Here is an 18,506-nt window from a genome sequence, read left to right on the forward strand (position 1 = left end):
TTTCACAATAAATTCTGTTTTGAGCGCGTCCCATTCTTGCACATAAGTGCGCGGGCATGTCCACAGCCATAATGGCGCTATGAAAATTCAGTTTCTCAACGTCGGCATCGTGGGTTCGGGCGCCATGGGCCGCGGCATCGCGCAGATTGCCGCCCAGGCCGGCAGCCAGGTCTTCCTGTTCGACACCCAGGCCGGCGCAGCCCTTGCCGCCCAGAACAGTATCCACGACCAGTGGCAAAAACTCGTAGGAAAAAATCGCATTTCTGCAGAGCAGGCCGCCGCCTGGTCTGCGCAATTGCACATTGTTGACAATACGGCCGGGCTGGCGCATTGCGATCTGGTGGTCGAAGCCATCGTCGAGCGGCTGGACGTCAAGCGCAGCCTGTTTGCCGACCTCGAGAAGGTCGTGGGCGCCGAGACGGTGCTGGCCACCAACACCTCGTCCCTGTCGGTCACCTCCATCGGTGCCGGCATGCAGCGCCCCGGGCGCCTGGCGGGATTCCACTTCTTCAACCCCGTGCCGCTCATGAAGGTGGTGGAGGTGATTGCCGGGCTCAAGACCGAGCCGGCCGTCTGCACCGCCCTGTCCGACTACGCCAAACAGATGGGCCACACGCCCGTGCTGGCACAGGACACCCCTGGCTTCATCGTCAACCACGCCGGTCGCGGCTACGGCACCGAGGCCCTGCGCATCGTGGGCGAGGGCGTGGCCGACTTCGCCACCATCGACCGCATCCTGCGCGACCAGGTCGGCTTCAAGCTCGGCCCCTTCGAGCTCATGGACCTCACGGCGCTGGATGTCTCGCACCCGGTGATGGAGTCCATCTACCAGCAGTACTACGACGAGCCGCGCTACCGCCCCAGCGTGATCACGGCGCAGCGCCTGGCCGGCGGCGTGGTCGGCAAGAAGGTGGGCGAAGGCTTCTACCGCTACGAGAACGGCGCGGCCCAGGTGCCGGCCGAGCCCCCGGTGCCCGTGGTCGCCGAGATCCCGCCCGTCTGGGTGTCGCCGCGCGCTGCGCGGCGGGCCGAGCTGTACCAGTTGCTCAAGGACCTGGGCGCCACCATCGAGACCGGTACCTCCCCCTCGCCCCAGGCCATCACCCTGGTGGCACCCCTCGGTTTCGACGTGACCACGGTGGCCGTCGTGGAGCGGCTGGACCCGGCACGCACCATCGGCATCGACATGCTGGTGGAAGAAGCCGCCACCAAGCGCCGCGTGCTGGCCACCAACCCTGCCACGCGCGTGGACATCCGCAACGCCGCGCACGCCCTGTTCGCACGCGACGGCAAGCCGGTCAGCGTGATCCGCGACAGCGGCGGCTTCGTCACCCAGCGCGTGGTGGCCACCATCGTCAACATCGCCAGCGACATCTGCCAGCAGGGCATCTGCAGCCCGCGAGATCTGGAAACGGCTGTGACGCTGGGCCTGGGCTACCCCCTAGGCCCACTGGCCATGGGCGACCGCTGGGGCCCGACCAACATCCTGGAAGTGCTGTTCAACATGCAGACCGTGTACGGCGACACGCGCTACCGCCCCAGCCCCTGGCTGCGCCGGCGCGGTGCCATCGGCCTGAGCCTCAGCCACGTGGAAGAAGCCTGAGCCCCCGTCCAGAAAAGAAAAGCGACCCGGAGACACGATGCCCGCAGAACTCAAGAGCACCAGCCAGGGCAAGACCCTGGTGCTGACCATCCACAACCCCGAGCGGCGCAACGCCATCGAGCCCGCCATCTACGCCGCTGGCGTGGAGGCCCTGAGCGTGGCCGAGAACAGCGACGACATCCGCAGCGTGGTCATCACGGGCTCGGACAACATGTTCTGCGCCGGCGGCAACCTGCAGCGCCTGCTGGCCAACCGCCAGGAGGCGCCCGAGGTGCAGGCACAAAGCATCGAGGGCCTGCACAACTGGATCGAGGCGGTGCGCACCTACCCCAAGCCCATCATCGCGGCGGTGGAAGGCGCGGCCGCCGGCGCCGGCTTCTCGCTGGCGCTGGCCTGCGACATGGTGGTGGCCGCGCGCAATGCGGTGTTCGTCATGGCCTACAGCAACGTGGCCCTGTCGCCCGATGGCGGCGCCAGCTGGAGCCTGGCCCAGGCCCTGCCACGCCAGGTCGCCACCGAGATCCTGATGTGCGGCGACCGCATCCCCGCCGAGCGCCTGCATGCCCTGGGCGTGGTCAACCAGCTGGCCGACCCGGGCAGCGCGCTCGAGGTGGCCCTGGCGCTGGCCGAGCGCCTCAATGGCCGCGCACCGAATGCGCTGGCCAGCATCAAGGAACTCCTGAACGACGCGCCCGGCAACAACCTGACCCGGCACCTGGCCAGCGAGCGCGACCACTTCGTGAAGAACCTGCACCATGCCAATGGCGGTGCGGGCATCTCGGCCTTCCTCGAAAAGCGCACGCCGAACTACGAATAGCCCTTTGCCTGCAGCAGCTCATCACCACGGCCCTTTCACAGGGCCGTTTGTTTTGCTGCGCCTGCCTGCAAGACGCTCAGGTGACAACCCTGACGCAGCGTGCCGGTCCCTCACGCGACAATGGGCCTGTTTCTAGTCACGCAAAAGACAGGCCATGGACGACCCGATTCTTACCATCGAAGAACGTGAAGCGATCAACTCAGGTCGCTGGTTTTCATCCCTTTCACCTTCTCTACGCCACGACATCCTGCGATGTGCCTACGTCAAACGCTTCAAGGATGGCGGCCTCATAGCCGCCCGCGGGGACCCGCCCGAGGAGTGGATTGCCTGCGCGCGCGGGGCGGTGCGGGTGAGCTCCACCTCCATCTCGGGCAAGCAGATCACGCTGACCTATGTGGAGCCGGGCATCTGGTTCGGCGACGTGGCGATCTTCGACGGGGACCGGCGCACGCACGATGCCTATGCGCATGGCGACACCACCATCCTGTGCGTGGCCAAGGCCGACTTCAAGAAGATCCTGGCCGCCCACACCGAGCTCTACGAAGCCATGCTGCGCCTGCATGCACGGCGCATACGCCAGCTGTTCGGGCTGGTGGAAGACCTCAACACCCTGCCCCTGCGCTCGCGCCTGGCCAAGCAGCTGGTGCACCTGGTGCGCAGCTACGGCGTGCCCAGCCTGTCGGACGGCAGCGAGATGCGCATCGGCCTGCAACTGGCGCAGGAAGAACTGGCGCAGTTGCTGGGCGCTTCGCGCCAGCGCGTGAACCAGGAACTCAAGTCGATGGAACGCGAGGACGCCATCCGCATCGAGCCGGGCGGCCTCGTCATCCGCGACCGCGAAGCGCTGATGCGCATTGCGGACGCCGATACCTGAATTGGGCCGCAGCGGGGGCCCGCACGGCCCTCGCCCCGCACAAGAACACCACCACCTGCGCCCGCCGGTGGACAGAGACAAGCACGCGGCAACCCGCGTGGGGAACCCCAGTACATGAGCAATTTTGACCACTTCGTCGGCACCCGTGCGGTGTCCGAGCAGCACGCCTTCGACGTCGCCGCCCTCACCGCCTGGCTGACCACCCACATGCAGGGCTTCGAAGGCCCGATGACCGTGGAGATGTTCAAGGGCGGGCAGTCAAACCCCACCTACAAGCTCGTCACGCCCAAGGCCAGCTACGTGATGCGCGCCAAGCCCGGCCCGGTGGCCAAGCTGCTGCCCTCGGCCCACGCGGTGGAGCGCGAATTCGCGGTGATGAGTGGCCTGGCCGGCACCGACGTGCCCGTGCCGCGCATGCACGTGCTGTGCGAGGACGAGTCGGTCATCGGCCGCGCCTTCTACATCATGGAGTGCATGCAGGGCCGCGTGCTCTGGGACCAGTCCCTGCCCGGCATGACGCCCGCCGAGCGCGGCGACATCTACAACGAGATGAACCGCGTGATCGCCGCGCTGCACACGGTGAAGTTCGCCGAGCGTGGCCTGGCCAGCTACGGCAAGCCCGGCAACTACTTCGAGCGCCAGATCGGCCGCTGGAGCAAGCAGTACGTGGCCTCCATCACCCAGCCCATCCCCGAGATGGACCAACTCATGGAATGGCTGCCGGCCCACATGCCGGCCAGCGCGCGCGACGAGAGCCAGGTCTCCATCGTGCATGGCGACTACCGCCTGGACAACCTGATGTTCCACCCCACCGAGCCGCGTGTCATCGCCGTGCTCGACTGGGAGCTGTCCACCCTGGGCCACCCCCTGGCCGACTTCAGCTACCACTGCATGAGCTGGCACATCCCCGCCGGCATGGGCCGCGGCATCGCGGGCCAGGACATCGCGGCACTGGGCATTCCCGACGAGGACAGCTACATCCGCCTGTACTGCGAGCGCACCGGCATCACCACGCCCGAGGCGCTGCGTGCCGACTGGAACTTCTACATGGCCTACAACATGTTCCGCATCGCCGCCATCCTGCAAGGCATTGCCAAGCGCGTGGAGGCCGGCACGGCCTCCAGTGCCCAGGCCAAGGCCTCGGGCGATACCGCACGGCCCATGGCCCAACTGGCCTGGTCGTTCGCCCAGCGCAGCTGAGCCCCCACCGATTACCAACGGAGACCCCCCATGGACTTTGACTACTCCCCCAAGACCAAGGACCTGCAGGCCAAGCTGCTGCAGTTCATGGACGAGCACATCTACCCCAACGAAGCCTCGTACAAGAACGAACTGGCCGCCAACACGGCCGCGGGCAAGCGCTGGTCGGCCCTGTCCACCATCGAGAACCTCAAACCCAAGGCCCAGGCCGCCGGCCTGTGGAACCTGTTCCTGCCGGTGGACAGCGCCGCCGCATCGGGCTATGCAGGCGCCGGCCTGACCAACCAGGAATACGCCCCCCTGGCCGAGATCATGGGCCGGGTGCCATGGGCCAGCGAGGTGTTCAACTGCTCCGCGCCCGACACCGGCAACATGGAGACCATCGCCCGCTACGGCGACGATGCCAACAAGGCACGCTGGCTCAAGCCGCTGCTCGAAGGCAAGATCCGCTCGGCCTTCGCGATGACCGAGCCCGACGTGGCCTCCAGCGATGCCACCAACATCGAGACGCGCATCGAGCGCGATGGCGACGAGTACGTGATCAATGGCCGCAAATGGTGGATCTCGGGCGCAGCCGACCCGCGCTGCGCCGTGTTCATCACCATGGGCAAGAGCGACCCCGACGCCCCCCGCCATTCGCAGCAGAGCATGGTGCTGGTGCCCGCTGATGCCAAGGGCATCACCATCATCCGCCCGCTCAACGTGTTCGGCTACGACGACGCCCCCCACGGCCATGTGGAGATGACCTTCGAGAACGTGCGCGTGCCCGTCTCCAACATCCTGCTGGGCGAAGGCCGCGGCTTCGAAATCGCCCAGGGTCGCCTGGGCCCTGGCCGCATCCACCACTGCATGCGCCTGATCGGCCTGGCCGAACGCGCACTGGAACTGATGTGCAAGCGTGCCTCCTCGCGCGTCGCGTTCGGCAAGAGCGTGGCCCAGCAGACCGTGACGCAGGAGCGCATCGCCGAAGCCCGCTGCAAGATCGACATGGCCCGCCTACTGACCCTGAAGGCCGCCTGGCTGATGGACGTGGCCGGCAACAAGGTCGCCAAGACCGAGATCGCCATGATCAAGGTCGTCGCCCCGAGCATGGCCTGTCAGGTCATCGACTGGGCCATGCAGGTGCATGGCGGCGGCGGCATGTGCGACGACTTCCCGCTGGCCTACGCCTACGCCGGCGCGCGCACCCTGCGCTTTGCCGACGGCCCGGACGAAGTGCACCGCAACGCCATCGCCAAGTGGGAGCTGGGCAAGTACGGCGCCTACGGCCGCGACAGCGGCGTGCCGATCACGCGCGGCAGCTGAAGCAGCCCGCCCTCCCCCGCGCACCACGCGGGGGACAGCACTGGCCGCTCTGCGGTCAGCGCCCCCGTTCGCTGGTGATCTCGGCCCCTTCGCGCAGGGCCTTGGTCACCGGCGTGTTCACAACCACTTCCAGCAGCCGCTCCCACTGGGCGTCGCTCAGTGCCTGGTCCGAATGCAGCACGCGGTGGACGTGCAGCCGGCCCTCCTCATCCCGGCTCAAGGCCAGCTCGGCCCGGAACTCGCCGAGGTTCCAGCCCTTGCGCTCGGCGTACATGCGCAGCGTGATGGCCGTGCAGGCCGACAGGGCCGCCAGGTAGTAGTCGAACGGAGCCGGGCCCTGCCCCTGGCCGCCGAGCGCCTTGGGCTCGTCGGCCACCAGGTCGAAATGCCCTGCGCGCACCTTGTGGACGTAGTTGGCATCGCCCGACACCACCGAAGCCGATCCCATTTTCGTCATGGCAGTCCGCCCTCCGATGCCGCGAGTGCGGAGGCAATGCGCACCTCACCGGTCAGCAGCTTGTGCACCGGGCAGGCATTGGCCACCTGCAGCAGGCGCGCGCGCTGCTCCTCGCTCAGCGCGCCCGACAGGGTGATGGTGCGCGTGATGTCGGTGCCGCTGGCGGGTGCCCCTTCGGGGTTGAGCTGCAAGGCCACCTCCACGCCGGCCAGGGGCCATTGCTTGCGCGCTGCGAACATCTGCAGGGTGATGACGGTGCAGGCCCCCAGGCTCGACAGCAGCAGGTGGAACGGCGACGGGCCGGCGTCGGCCCCGCCCAGGTCGACGGGCTCGTCGCCCAGCCAGGTGTGGCCGGCGTCATCGACCAGGGTCACGGCATAGGGTGTGGTCCCGCCGATGGCGCGGACAGAAGGTGTGCTCATTCAAATGCTCTCAGGCCCGGCGCCCATGCGCCGGTGGCCTGAGATCATAAGAGCCTGTGGTGATTGATCTCAGCCTGTCACAGATCGAGCGGCGGTGCCGGCAGGTTCTGCGCCGCCGCCTGGGCGGCCGTCACCAGCACCGTGCGCGCGTGCGCAATCTCGGCCAGGGTGCGCCGGGTGTGCTCGGTGCGCAGGTAGACGTGGCCGCGCGCGAGCATCAGCACCATGGGGGTTTCCGAGCGCAGCGCGCCCTGCTCGCCCTCCACCGCATTGAGCAGTGCCGACACCAGGTGCGCATGGACCCAGTGCTCGGCATGCTCGATGCGCTCTGCCACCACCGCGAAATGGCGCCGGAACGAGCCCGGCAACTCGGGCCAGGACACCTCGTCGAACATGGACAGCCAGCGCATCTCCTCGGGCATGCGCGCGTCCACGCTGGTCTGCAGGTTGTCGGTGATGGCGTTGTAGGCGTGGCGCTCCAGCGCATCGCGCAGCGGGCGGTTGAGCACCAGCACGGCGGCGTCGGGGTCGGCCTTCACGTCGGCACGGCCGCGCAGTTCCAGGCCCAGGATGTAGTCGCGCGTGGACGCACCGCACTCCAGCCGCCAGGGGTGGCCCAGGATCTCGCCGCCCACGTCGAAATGGCCCGCCCCCGCCTGCGGCACGCTGGACAGCTGCTGGTCGGCAATCCAGCGCGCCAGTTGCGGGCCGGTCACCGGCTGGCTGGACGACAGGCCATCGGATGAATCGTCGGACGGGGCACCGGCAAAGGCCTGGCGGATGCGATCAAACATGGTGTTCACAGGCCCGGGGGCCTTGCGGAAGTCGCGGGTAGCGCCATTATTGGCACAAACCGCTACGATTGGGGGACACCATGACCTCTCTTGCCACGCCCGACCCTGTCCTTCGTGAAATTTTGGCGGTTTCGGCCGCGCAACCGGCCACCCCGGCGGGCCTGCTGCGCCGGCGCCGCCTGCTGGCCAGCGCCGGCATGCTCCTGGGCACGGCCGCCTGGGCGCCATCGGCCCGGGCCGCGACCCCGTGGGAGCGCTCTGGCGCCAGTCTGGACGCGCAGCGCCTGGTGCGCTGGGCGGCAGCCACTGGCAACCACGAGGGCATGCCGTTTGCCGTGATCGACAAGCCCGCGGCGACCATCCATGTGTTCGGCCCTGGCGGCGACCATGCCGGCAGCGCGCCGGTGCTGCTGGGTTCGGCACTGGGCGACCACTCGGCGCCCGGCATCGGCCAGCGGCCACTGTCGCAGATACGCCCGCACGAGCGCACCACACCGGCCGGCCGCTTCGTGAGCGAGCCCGGCAGCAACCTGCAGGGCCACGACATCGTGTGGATCGACTACCCGTCGGCCGTCTCCCTGCACCGCGTGCGCGGGAACCCGGCCGAGCGCCGCGTGCAGCGCCTGGCCAGCCCCGTGCTGGCCGAGCGGCGCATCAGCCACGGCTGCGTGAACGCCCCCACGGACTTCTACAACCGCTGCATCGCCCCCTGGTTCGGCCGCGAGGCGGGTGTGGTCTATGTGCTGCCCGATGCGGAGCCGTTCGCCGCCTTCTTTCCGGCAGCGGACGCGGCCTACCCGCTGGCCCGCCTACCGTCCTGATCCAAGGCGGAACACGGGCCTGCGCCCTCCCACCTCACGCCCCCGGGCGTTGACGATGCGCGACGAGCGCCGGGGCGCCAGCGCCTCGCGCTGCGCTTCGCTGAGCCAGCCCAGTTGGTCCATCACCTCGACCGACGCCGCCACCTGGGCCAGCATGCTGCCGTCCATGACCTTGAGCGCAAAGGCCTCGCCCCGGCTGCGGCTGCCCACCACCTGCACGCCATCGGCCCCGGTCTTGGAGACCCAGTCGCCCGCACCCACGCGCATGAAGTCGAGGTCATGCCGGCCCGTGCCCGAGCCCAGCTCGGGCCGCGCCACCATGGCATCGGCCAGCGCCGTGAAGCTCTCGTCGAATTCGGTGTCCGGCGCGCCGCCGGCCAGTCGCGCATAGCCGCGCGCCAGGTTGGCCAGCGGCAGCGCGTAGTTGGGGGCCGAGCAGCCGTCCGTGCCAGCTGCCAGGTCATCCGGCGCGAGGCCCACGGCCTGGGCCACGCGGCTGCGTACCGCCACCTGCAGCGGGTGCCCCGGGTGCAGGTGATCATCCAGCGGCAGGCCCTGCTGCACGCAATAGGCCACAAAGCCCGCATGCTTGCCGCTGCAGTTGTTGTGGCGCTCATCGGGCACGAAGCCAGCCGGCAGCGACCCAAGCCCCAGCTCGGCGAACAGCGGCCGGTGGCAGCCGCAGCGCAGCGCGTGGTAGTCCTGGTCGACGCTGGCGAGCATCCGCTCGACCTGCGCCACGTGCATGGGCTCGCCGTTGTGGCTGGCGCACAGCAGCGCCAGGTCGGCCGGGCCCCAGCCCAGGGCCCGGGCGCCGCCCGACTGCATGAACGGCAGCGCCTGGAAGGCCTTGATGGTGGAGCGCGTGAACACCACCGCCTCTGGGTCGCCCACCCGGGCCAGCACCTGGCCCGCGCGGTTGGCCACGGCCACGGCACCCCAGTGCTGGCACTCGACCAGTCCACCCCGGGTGACTTCGATCAACGGTACGAAACCCATGTGTATCCTTTGCGTGCTCAGGGCTGCAGCGTCAGGCTGTGAACAAAGCGCGCCGGCTCGCGCTGCAGCAGCCGGTTGCCCGCCCCTGCCCAGGCCACCGCCATGTCACGGTAGCGCGGCGAGAACACCAGGCCGCTCTGCCCCGTCTGGTAGATGAAGGTCGATTGCTCCAGGTCCGCCAGGTCGTAGATGGCGCGCAGCGATGCGGCATGCCGGTTCGCGAAGGGGGTCTTGGCATCGCCCGGGTTGTACTGGCCCACGTTCACCGTGTACGAGTCGCCGTTGGAGGGCACGCTCACATCGAACCAGCGCGCCAGCGCCGCCACGTTGCCGAACGGCCGGTGGCCGCTGACCGCAGGGTGCGCATCGCCCCAGCGCCAGGCGGCAGGATCGGCGCCGTACGCGGCCTGCAGCCGGTCGAGCGCACGGCCCAGGGCCGCGGCCGACTGCTTGGCGCAGGTGGAGGGCTGGCACCACCAGGTGTCGTTGCGCGCGAGCATGCCTTCCAGCCCGGCACGGTAGTCGCGCTTGCCGTAGGTGGCCGCAAAGCGTGCCTCGCCGATGCGCGGCACGACCAGGCCGCGCACCAGCTCGTCGGTCCAGGCGGCCATGATCAGCGGCGCCGCGCGGCCGGCATCCATCACGCCATCGAAGTCCTTGAGCAGGGCCTGCGCCTTCGCGGCCAGCGGGTGGCTGGACTGCGCCTGCTGCAGGTGGGGCAGCAGGTGCCGCGCAGCCAGCGACGCCGTGTCGAGCTGGATGGCCTGCAGGCTCGCCGCCGTGTGCTTGGGGCGGGCCTCGATCAGCTGGGCAATGCGCTCGTAGCGGTAGGGCAGCGCCCAGTCCTGCGTCAGGTAGTGCGGGTAGGCGGGCGGCGTCACGCGCTGGTTGGCCGTGGCGATCCAGCCCTTGGCGCCCTCGTCCTGCGGGGTCTGGTCCAGCGGCAGCCAGCCCTTCCAGTCGTAGCGCGCGTCCCAGCCGGGCGATGGGGCCACGCCGCGGATGTCGTTGTCGGGCGCGCGCACAGGCACGCGGCCCATGGCCTGGAAGCGGATGCGCCCGTTCACGTCGGCCGCCACCACGCTCTGCATGGGCGCCTGGTGGTGTTCGAAGGCGGCGAACAGGTCCTCCACCGTGGTGGCCTGGTTGACCATCAGCCCGGCCAGCACGGTCTGGTTGTCGGCGTCCAGCGCCGTCCAGCGCAGGGCCAGCACGTACTTCTTCAGGTCCAGCACGTCGGCGTGCGACTTCTGCGCATCGCTGAGCACCGGGCCGTGGCGCGTGCTGCGCAGCGCGATCTCCACGTCGGGCTTGCCCTTGACGCGGATGGTCTCCTTGCGCACCGCGAACGGCGCCCAGCCCTCGGGCGTGCGGTACTGCGTGGTGTCAGCCGGGTTGATCTGCTCCAGGTACAGGTCCTGCACGTCGGGGCTGGTGTTGGTGAAGCCCCAGGCCACGCTGGCCGTGCGGCCCAGCACCACGAAGGGCAGGCCCGGCAGGGTGGCGCCCAGGGCGTCGATGGCGGCGATGGGCGAGCCGTCCGATGCCTTGCCGGCCGGCGCCTGCAGGCGGGCGTAGTACCAGATGGCCGGCGCGCTCAGGGAGAGGTGGGGATCGTTGGCCAGCAGCGGCTTGCCGCTTTCGGTGCGCGAGCCGGCCAGCACCCAGTTGTTGCTGCCCTTGCCGTCGTTGGTGCCGGCATTGCGGGTGAGCTCCTCGGCCCAGGCCAGCATGCCCGCGCTGACCTGGCGCGCCACGGGGCCACCACCCTGCCCTGGCGCAGCAGCCGCCTCGGGCTTCCTGGCGGCCTGCAGTGCAGCGCCACGGTCCAGGCCGGCACTGGGCGCAGCCCCTGCGGCAGCGTCGCCACGGTACACCCCGAGCTGCCGGTACAGCGCGGCCAGGTCGGCCGATGCCGCAGGCGGCTCACCCGGATAGGGGGGCATCAGCTGCCACAGCCGCTCGGTATCGAGCGTGCGCGCCACGGACAGGCGCGCGAATTCATTGCCCCAGTTGCCGCCCAGGTCCAGCGCCATCATCAGCGCCCAACCCACGCTGTCCTCGGGCTCCCACACGGCACCGGCCTCGCCGCCGGGCTTGGCGCCCAGCACCAGGAACTCGGGCGGCAGGGCCTGCGGGCGGTTCTGGTGGAAGGCATGGATGCCCTTGCTGTAGGCCTGCAGCGCCTCACGTGCGTACAGGGGCAGGCCCGCGTACTGCTTGCGCGCGTTGCCCACGATATCCAGCGAGCGCATGAGCTTGTCGGTCTCCAGCGTGGCCTCGCCAAACACCTCCGAGAGCTGGCCGTGCATCACGCGGCGGTTGAACTCCAGCTGCCAGGTGCGCTCCTGCGCATGCACGTAGCCCATGGCAAACCAGGCGTCCTGCGGGCTCTGCGCGCTGATGTGCGTCACGTCCGCGCCATCGCGTTGCACGCCCACGGGCCGGGCCAGGCCGGCGACCGTGATCTTTCCATCCACCACGGCAAAGGTCCGCTGCACATAGATGGCGGCCCCCGCCCCCACCAGCAAGGCCCCGGCCACCAGTGCCACGGCCGTTTTCTTGATCCACGCCATATCGTTCTGTCCTGTTTTGTCTCGGTCTAGTCGCCGGGCATTGTGTCAGAACGTGTCAGCGCAGCACCAGTGCAGATTGGTCTCGTGCCGGTTTTCGACAACGCTGCGCGCCAGCGCAGCCCTCGACAACTGGCGCCCCACGCCAGTGCCCCCCGCGCTGGGGGCCTCCCCCTTTAGGAGAAAGGCGCGAAGCGACTCAGGGGGTCAACCCAAGTGCACGCTGCCACCGACGACCTGGAAGTGCATCTTGGGCGCGGTGGGCTCGCTGAACGAGACGCCCAGCGCGATCTCCCCCGTACCGTGAAGGATGCAGGCATCGCGGCGCAGGCGCACGGGCGAATCGCTGCCCTCGAAGCGCACCCAGGTGCCGAAGCTGCTCATGTCGGTCAGCACGAAGCCGCTGTTGCGCCAGTCGATGCGGGCATGCAGGCGCGAGACCCGGGGGTCGTTGATGCGCAGCTGCATCTCGGTGGCCCGGCCCACGTGCACCGGGGCATCGGCCGAGCTGAACGACAGGTCCACCCCGTGCCAGGAAAACTGGATCTGCCCCAGGATGGAATCCACCGGCGAGAAATTGCTGATCAGCGCCGACTGCATGGTGAGCGAGTCGGGCTCCTCGTCCTGGCGCCACTCCACCTGGTAGAGCATCAGTGTTTCGGCCTTGCCGCGGATTTCCATCACCCCGAGCTTGCGGTACCAGACCGAGGCGGCCGCACCGGCCAGCAGCACAGCCGTCTCGGTGGCCCAGATCTCGGACGGGCCGGCCCGCTCGCACAGGCGGGAGGCCACGTTCACGGCGTCGCCGTAGCAATCGCCATCCACATCCACCACCTCACCTGTGGCCACGCCCACGCGGATGTCCATGCGCAGGGGGTGGGGCCAGCGGTCCAGCCGGGCCAGGTGCTTGCGCTGCATCTCGGCCATGGCCGAAACAGCGCCGGCGGCATCGCCAAAGATGCCCAGCACGCCGTCGCCCAGCTTCTTGACGACGCGACCCGCATTGCCCTCGATGGTGTCGGCGATCCACTGGGTCAGCTGCGTCACCGCTTCGGTGGCGCGCTCGTTCCCCAGCGTCTCGTAAAGCGACGTACTCCCGGAAATGTCGGCAAAGACCACCGTCGATAGAACCGTCATGGACACGCAGGCACAGGTAACATCATGTGACCCAGTTTAGTTCAAGCGCCTGCAATGTGCATGGCGCCCATGCCAGTGGGCGGACCTGAATGCCGCGTGGGGCCATCCCCCTCGGGATGCGCCCTGCCCTAACGTCCCGCGCGGGCACCAAGCTCGCCCGTTGTGCGCCCGTTGTGCGCCCGTTCGCAAGGCCTGCAATGCCTTGCAGGCGGTTGTCGGTGGATGGTGCCAACCGCCCGGCGCACTGGGCATGACTCCTGCTTAATCCTTTCATACTAGATTCAAATAAGCATCGAAAACTTGCAATTGTTTGCAAAAAGCTATGAAGGCCTGTTGGCTTTCTGCAAAAAACGGGAGCGGCCCCCTTGCATTTGCACAGTCGGCCACGTACCTTGAGCCTTGTACCCATTTATGGTGGAAAACCATTCCATGCGCTGGAACAAACCCTATGTACGCGGCAGCAGCCTGCACGGCCTCATTGGCCGTGACGCGCCTGCGTCGACCGCCTGGGTGCGCGACCAGCAACTGGAAGAGGTACGCCGCGCCATGATCGGCAGCCTGTCGGGCTTTTCGGGCTGCGAGGTGGCCCGCATGAACATCCGCCTGCGCTATGCGGGCGACATCGAAGCGCTGTGGTACCTGCGCAGCGACCTGCAGAGCACCCTCACCCCCCTGCAGGGCGAGCCATCTGCCAAAAACGTCATCGCCCAGGTGACACTCCTGTTCCAGGGCCTGCTGCCACGCACCCTGGGAACCCCGGTACGCGCCTCGCTGTCCTGACTCAATTCATCCCCGCCCACAACGTTTGAGCCCGCGCCGGGCAAGGCCAGCACCCCCGTGCAAGGGCCGTCCCGCCTCACCGGGGGTGTCCCCCTCCCGCCTCGCGCAGCGAGACGAGAGAGGGGGAAGACGCGAAGCGTCTCAGGGGGTGTCAGCCAATATGCCCCCAATAGACGAGGGCATCGCGTTCTTCCACCGACAAGGAGACTGTGGCGCCCACGGGCAGCAGCACCTTGGTCTCCACATGCCCGAACGGCAGGTTGGTGAGCACCGGGGCCTTGATCTGGGTGCGCAGCCAGTCCACCACCGACTGCAGCTTGTAGCCCTTGTCGTGGGGCACCAGCTTGAACTGGTTGAACTGGCCCAGCACCACCGCCTTTTGCTGCGCCAGCACGCCGGCATGCAGCAACTGGGTCAGCAGGCGCTCGATGCGGTAGGGGTGCTCGTTCACGTCTTCGAGGAACAGGATGCCACCCTTCACACTGGGCAGGTAGGGCGTGCCCACCAGCGATGCCAGCACCGCCAGATTGCCACCCCAGAGCTGGGCGCTTTTCACGTAGATGTCCGGCACGGCCGGCTTGCCGGTGGTGGCATCGGGCTTCTCGCGGTGCATGCGCCAGCCCGTGCCTTCGCCGTGGCCGGTCAGCAGGTCGTCGAAGCACGCTTCCATGATGTCGTCGGGCTCGCCCGCCACGCCGAAGTCCGCACCCAGCGCCGGGCCGGCCCAGCTCACGGCGCCGGTCTGCGCCAGGAGCGCGTTCTGGAAGGCCGTGAAGTCGCTCAGGCCGACGAACTTCATGCCCTTGTCGATGGCCTTGGCCACCGCCTTGTAGCGGATGCCCGGCAGGATGCGCGAGAGCCCGTAGCCCCCGCGGGAGATCAGTGCCACATGCGCGCCGCTGGCGGCCGCGCGGTGGATGGCGGCCAGGCGAGTGGCGTCGTCACCGGCAAAGCGCGTGTGGCTGGCCAGGGCGTCCACGTCCACCTCGACCTCGTGGCCCAGGGCCTTGAGGCGGGCAATGCCACGCTTGAAGGCGGCCTTGTCGCGCACGGCGCTCGACGGCGAGTAGATGTAGATGTGCTTGGGACCATGGTCATGGCCGCAGTCGCCGTGGTGGTCGTGATGGTGGTGGTCGTGATCGTTGTGCAAAGCATTCAGGCGCCAGTGGTGGGCCTGCTCCGAGGTAGTGTGCGGTGACCGCTGGCGTGCGCGCAGGAAGGCAGGCGCTGGCGTGCGGTCAGGGGCTGAAGTATTCCACAGCCCGTTCGGCAATGTCCCGACCATGCTCCTGCACAAAGTGCCCGGCCTGCGGCAGCACCACCGGTTCGGGGCACCCACGGATGTCTTTTTGCAGCGCCTGCATGGTGGTCGCCAGGCCCAGCACCGGGTCCTGCGCGCCCACCACCATCAGGCTCTGGCCGGGCCACTGCTGGCGCCAGAAATCACGGGCCTGGCGCGAGAGCGCGGCGCCGGGGTCGTCGGGCCCGGCGGGCACGCGCTCGGGAAAGGCGCGCAGCGCCGCGCGGTAGCCCTTGTCCGGAAACGGCGCGTCGTAGGCCGCGCATTCGGCCGGCGAGAGCTGCGGGTTGCCGCGCGCGAAGAGCCGGCCCACGCCATACAGCGGCTTGTCGCGGCACATGGCGCGCCAGTCGACGAAGCCCTGCGGCAGCGGCGCATCGCCCGTGGCCAGCAGCGTGTTCATCACCAGCAGGCCGCCAAAGCGCTCGGGGCAATCCATGGGCAAGGTCAGCCCCAGGATGCCGCCCCAGTCCTGCACCACCAGCACGGTGCGCTGCAGGTCCAGGCGCTCCACCAGCTCCAGCAGCACCTGGCGGTGCCATTCGAAGCGGTGCGCGGCCTCCTTCTTGGGCTTGTCGCTCCTGCCAAAGCCGATCAGGTCGGGCGCCACCACCCGGTCACCGGCCGCCAGCCACACGGGCAGCATGTGGCGGTACAGGTAGCTCCAGGCCGGGTTGCCATGCAGGCACAGCCAGGTGCGCGGCGCGTCCTGCGGGCCTTCGTCCAGGTAGTGCAGGCGCAGGCCTGCCAGGCTGGGCAGGTCGCTCACATAGTGCGGTGCCCAGGGGTAGCCGGGCAGGTCGGCAAACGCCGCATCGGGCGTGCGCAGGGCATCGTCGCGCAGCGGGTGGCGGGCCAGCGCGTCGGCACGCTGCTGGCTGCGCCGTGCGCCGAAGAAGCCGGTGAGCAGCGCGCTGCATTCGGCCGCCAGCACCCCGGCCTGCACCTGGGTCTGGTGGTTGATGGCGGTGTGGGCGAACAGGTCGAGCACCGAGCCCGCGGCGCCCGTCTTCGGCTCCGTGGCACCGAACACCACGCGCGCCAGGCGCGAATGCAGCATGGCACCGCTGCACATGGCGCAGGGCTCCAGCGTGACGTAGAGCGTGCAGCCATCGAGCCGGTAGTTGCCCAGGCGCTGCGCGGCCGCGCGCAAGGCCACGATCTCGGCATGTGCCGTGGGGTCGTTGGCCTGCACCGGGGCGTTGCGGCCGGTGGCGATCACCTGCCCGTCCTTGACGACCACGGCGCCCACGGGCACCTCACCCGCCTCGGCCGCGGCGCGGGCCTCGGCCAGCGCCAGGCGCATGCCGTCTTCGTCGGTAAAAACAGTCGCCATGGGATCACCAGCCGCATCCAGGCCGCGGGCAGGCCCCGGTCACTTCTCCGCCTCGCTCATGGACTGCTGCGCCCGCTGCCTGGCAATCTCCTGCAGTTGCTGCTGCACCTGCTGCTGCACCTGCTGGCTCTGCTCGCGCACATTGCCCGTGGGGTTGATGACCGGCGCCGACGCACCGGTGCCCGGGATGGGCACTTGCTGCAGCGCCGCAGCAGGCGCGCGCGTGGTCGACAGCTGCTTCTTGGCAATGATGCCCACAATGGCCAGCACCACGACCAGCCCCACCAACCCGAACAATCCACGCATGCCTGTGCTCCCGATACCGTGCAAGCTCGCACTGTAAACCGGGACGGAGGTTAAAAAGATCAATGCGTCATCGGCAGCGCCGCGCCCATCAACCCGAACAGCGCACCGCAGGAGCGGTTGAACTTGCGCCCCGTGTGCTGCAGCCAGGGGCGGATGCGGTGCGCCAGTCTCGCCAGACCAAACTCCACCAGGCATTCCACCGCCGCAAACGTGCCCGCCATGACCACGAACTGCAGCCACAGGTCACGCCCCGGCACGATGAACTGCGGCAAGAAGGCGCCATAGAACAGCAGCACCTTGGGGTTGGAGATGGCCGCCAGCAGCCCCTGGCGGAACAAGCGACCGCCGCTGACTGCCCGCTCGCCCTGGGCACTGGGCAGCGCCTCCAGCTGCATGGCCGGCGCGCACCACAGCTGGATGCCCAGCCACACCAGGTAGGCGCCGCCCACCCACTTCATCACCGTCAGCGCATGGGCCGACGACTGCAGCAGCGCGCCAATGCCCAGCATCGACAGCCCGATCAAGGCCACAAAGCCCACCGCGCCCCCGCCAATGGTCCACAAGGTGCGCGCCCGCCCGTGCATCGCCCCATGGGCCAACACCAGCAGGCTGTTGGGCCCCGGGGTCAGCGACAGGCCGATGACCGCGAGCAGGTAGACCAGCCAGATTTTCAGTTCCATTGCTGCACCATCGTTCGAAACATGGCCTGCAGTCTAGGGGCGCACGGCAGCATGCACCGCATCGAAACTGGCTAACATCCATACCAAATTGGACACCCGCATGAGCACCGCCCTGCCCCGCCCCGACGTTCGCCTGTTGCTGCTGCCGCTGCCCGACTTCGCCCTGCTGCCCTTTGGCGCCTTTCTGGACAAGTTGCGCTTTTCGGCCGACGACGAGGACCACAGCCGCCAGCGCTACTGCGCATGGACGCTGCTGGGCATCGACGCCGCGCCCGTGGTCTCCAGCAGTGCGGTGCAGGTGAACATGGACACCACGGCCGACGCCGTGGACCTGGCGGCGTTCGACTACCTGGTGGTCTTTGGCAGCCGCACGGTGCAGGCCTCGCGCGGGTACGTGCAGGCCTATGGCCCGGTGCTGCGCAAGGCAGCGGCGCGGGGCCTGCCGCTGGTGGCCATCGACAACGCCAGCTTTCTGCTGGCCGAGGCGGGCCTGCTCAAGGGCCACCGCGTGGCCCTGCACTGGCGCCATGTGGCCGAGTTCCGCCACGCCTTTCCGCGCATCGCGGTGGCCAGCGAGCAGATCTATTGCTTCGACAGCGACCGCATCACCTGCGCGGGCGGCACGGCCGCCATCGACATGGCGGTGCAGCTGCTGTCGCGCCACTGCGGCCGGGTGCGGGCCTTCAAGGGCCTGGCCGACATGCTGGTGGACGCGCCCCGGCACCAGGGGCACCACCTGCAGTCAATGGAGGGCGGCGGGCCCGACCTGGGCCGCCACCTGGCGCGCGCGGTGGCGCTGATGCGCAGCTCCCTGGCCGAGGGGCTGACCGTGGCCGGCCTGGCCGAGCGCATCGGCATCGGCCGCCGGCAGCTGGACCGGCTGTTCACCGAGCAGATGGGCATGAGCGCCCACGACCACTGGACGAAGATGCGCATGGAGCAGGCGCACTGGCGCTTGACCAATTCGCACCACAGCCTGGCGGCCATTGCCGACGAAGTCGGCCTGGGCAATGCCAGCAGTCTGGCGCGGCTGTTCCGCCAACACTACGGCACCAGCCCAGGCGCATTGCGCGCCGGGCGGGCCGGAACCGAGCCCTGAGGG

At 68.9% G+C, this 18,506-nt stretch carries 18 protein-coding genes; 8 read left to right on the forward strand and 10 right to left on the reverse strand.

Annotated elements, in window-relative coordinates:
• The first annotated feature begins 79 nt into the window (after positions 1–79).
• The 5 genes from AC07PF_RS13220 (at position 80) to AC07PF_RS13240 (ending at position 5,799) form a co-directional block, all read left to right on the forward strand.
• Positions 80–1,603, forward strand: a complete 1,524-nt coding sequence (locus AC07PF_RS13220; RefSeq protein WP_494612176.1) for a 3-hydroxyacyl-CoA dehydrogenase — start codon at positions 80–82, stop codon at positions 1,601–1,603.
• Positions 1,604–1,640: 37 nt separating this feature from the next.
• A complete protein-coding gene (locus AC07PF_RS13225; RefSeq protein WP_007857511.1) occupies positions 1,641–2,420 on the forward strand; it encodes an oxepin-CoA hydrolase, alternative type in 780 nt (259 codons plus the stop codon).
• Positions 2,421–2,574: 154 nt separating this feature from the next.
• A complete protein-coding gene (locus tag AC07PF_RS13230) occupies positions 2,575–3,294 on the forward strand; it encodes a Crp/Fnr family transcriptional regulator (protein ID WP_007857510.1) in 720 nt (239 codons plus the stop codon).
• Between the two features lie 114 nt (positions 3,295–3,408).
• Positions 3,409–4,494 (forward strand): phosphotransferase, encoded by a 1,086-nt coding sequence (locus tag AC07PF_RS13235; protein ID WP_494612177.1) that lies wholly within the window; start codon positions 3,409–3,411, stop codon positions 4,492–4,494.
• 30 nt (positions 4,495–4,524) lie between these two features.
• A complete protein-coding gene (locus AC07PF_RS13240; protein ID WP_007857508.1) occupies positions 4,525–5,799 on the forward strand; it encodes an acyl-CoA dehydrogenase family protein in 1,275 nt (424 codons plus the stop codon).
• 55 nt (positions 5,800–5,854) lie between these two features.
• Here AC07PF_RS13240 and AC07PF_RS13245 read toward each other — a convergent pair whose 3' ends face one another.
• The 3 genes from AC07PF_RS13245 to AC07PF_RS13255 all read right to left on the reverse strand — a co-directional run bounded on the left by AC07PF_RS13245 (position 5,855) and on the right by AC07PF_RS13255 (position 7,472).
• Positions 5,855–6,256, reverse strand: a complete 402-nt coding sequence (locus AC07PF_RS13245) for an OsmC family protein (RefSeq protein ID WP_494612178.1) — start codon at positions 6,254–6,256, stop codon at positions 5,855–5,857.
• Positions 6,253–6,678, reverse strand: coding sequence for an OsmC family protein (locus tag AC07PF_RS13250; RefSeq protein ID WP_494608188.1), 426 nt, complete (start codon positions 6,676–6,678; stop codon positions 6,253–6,255). The genes AC07PF_RS13245 and AC07PF_RS13250 overlap by 4 nt, the downstream gene beginning before the upstream one ends.
• A gap of 77 nt (positions 6,679–6,755) precedes the next feature.
• Complete coding sequence (locus AC07PF_RS13255) at positions 6,756–7,472, reverse strand: hypothetical protein (protein ID WP_494612179.1); 717 nt, start codon at positions 7,470–7,472, stop codon at positions 6,756–6,758.
• Between the two features lie 80 nt (positions 7,473–7,552).
• Between AC07PF_RS13255 and AC07PF_RS13260 the strand changes: the two genes are divergently transcribed.
• Positions 7,553–8,293 carry a hypothetical protein gene (locus AC07PF_RS13260; protein ID WP_494612180.1) on the forward strand — a complete coding sequence of 247 codons (741 nt, stop codon included), beginning with the start codon at positions 7,553–7,555 and terminating at the stop codon, positions 8,291–8,293.
• On the opposite strand, the gene AC07PF_RS13265 is transcribed toward AC07PF_RS13260, so the two are convergent.
• From AC07PF_RS13265 to AC07PF_RS13275, 3 genes are all read right to left on the reverse strand, one after another.
• Positions 8,282–9,292 (reverse strand): asparaginase, encoded by a 1,011-nt coding sequence (locus AC07PF_RS13265; protein ID WP_494612181.1) that lies wholly within the window; start codon positions 9,290–9,292, stop codon positions 8,282–8,284. The genes AC07PF_RS13260 and AC07PF_RS13265 overlap by 12 nt on opposite strands.
• 17 nt (positions 9,293–9,309) lie before the next feature.
• Complete coding sequence (locus AC07PF_RS13270) at positions 9,310–11,868, reverse strand: penicillin acylase family protein (protein WP_494612182.1); 2,559 nt, start codon at positions 11,866–11,868, stop codon at positions 9,310–9,312.
• 204 nt (positions 11,869–12,072) lie between these two features.
• Entirely contained in the window at positions 12,073–13,002 is a 930-nt protein-coding gene (locus AC07PF_RS13275) for an adenylate/guanylate cyclase domain-containing protein (RefSeq protein ID WP_007857501.1), read from the reverse strand.
• A gap of 429 nt (positions 13,003–13,431) precedes the next feature.
• Between AC07PF_RS13275 and AC07PF_RS13280 the strand changes: the two genes are divergently transcribed.
• The gene (locus tag AC07PF_RS13280; RefSeq protein ID WP_494612183.1) at positions 13,432–13,782 is read left to right on the forward strand and encodes a hypothetical protein; all 351 of its coding nucleotides are present in this window, start codon (positions 13,432–13,434) and stop codon (positions 13,780–13,782) included.
• 151 nt (positions 13,783–13,933) lie between these two features.
• On the opposite strand, the gene AC07PF_RS13285 is transcribed toward AC07PF_RS13280, so the two are convergent.
• The 4 genes from AC07PF_RS13285 to AC07PF_RS13300 are packed head-to-tail and all read right to left on the reverse strand — an operon-like array spanning position 13,934 to position 17,404.
• Positions 13,934–15,067 carry an LD-carboxypeptidase gene (locus AC07PF_RS13285; protein WP_494612184.1) on the reverse strand — a complete coding sequence of 378 codons (1,134 nt, stop codon included), beginning with the start codon at positions 15,065–15,067 and terminating at the stop codon, positions 13,934–13,936.
• Complete coding sequence (gene tadA / locus AC07PF_RS13290; RefSeq protein ID WP_494612185.1) at positions 15,021–16,418, reverse strand: tRNA adenosine(34) deaminase TadA; 1,398 nt, start codon at positions 16,416–16,418, stop codon at positions 15,021–15,023. Before tadA ends, AC07PF_RS13285 begins: the two co-directional genes overlap by 47 nt.
• A gap of 39 nt (positions 16,419–16,457) precedes the next feature.
• A complete protein-coding gene (locus tag AC07PF_RS13295) occupies positions 16,458–16,724 on the reverse strand; it encodes a hypothetical protein (RefSeq protein ID WP_494612186.1) in 267 nt (88 codons plus the stop codon).
• Between the two features lie 59 nt (positions 16,725–16,783).
• On the reverse strand, positions 16,784–17,404 hold the full coding sequence (locus AC07PF_RS13300) for a LysE family translocator (RefSeq protein WP_494612187.1): 621 nt from the start codon (positions 17,402–17,404) through the stop codon (positions 16,784–16,786).
• A gap of 100 nt (positions 17,405–17,504) precedes the next feature.
• Here AC07PF_RS13300 and AC07PF_RS13305 point away from each other — a divergent pair, with 100 nt between their 5' ends.
• Complete coding sequence (locus tag AC07PF_RS13305; RefSeq protein ID WP_494612188.1) at positions 17,505–18,503, forward strand: GlxA family transcriptional regulator; 999 nt, start codon at positions 17,505–17,507, stop codon at positions 18,501–18,503.
• The last annotated feature ends 3 nt before the right edge of the window (positions 18,504–18,506 follow it).

The sequence above is a fragment of the Acidovorax sp. GW821-FHT10A04 genome (genome assembly GCF_059415825.1).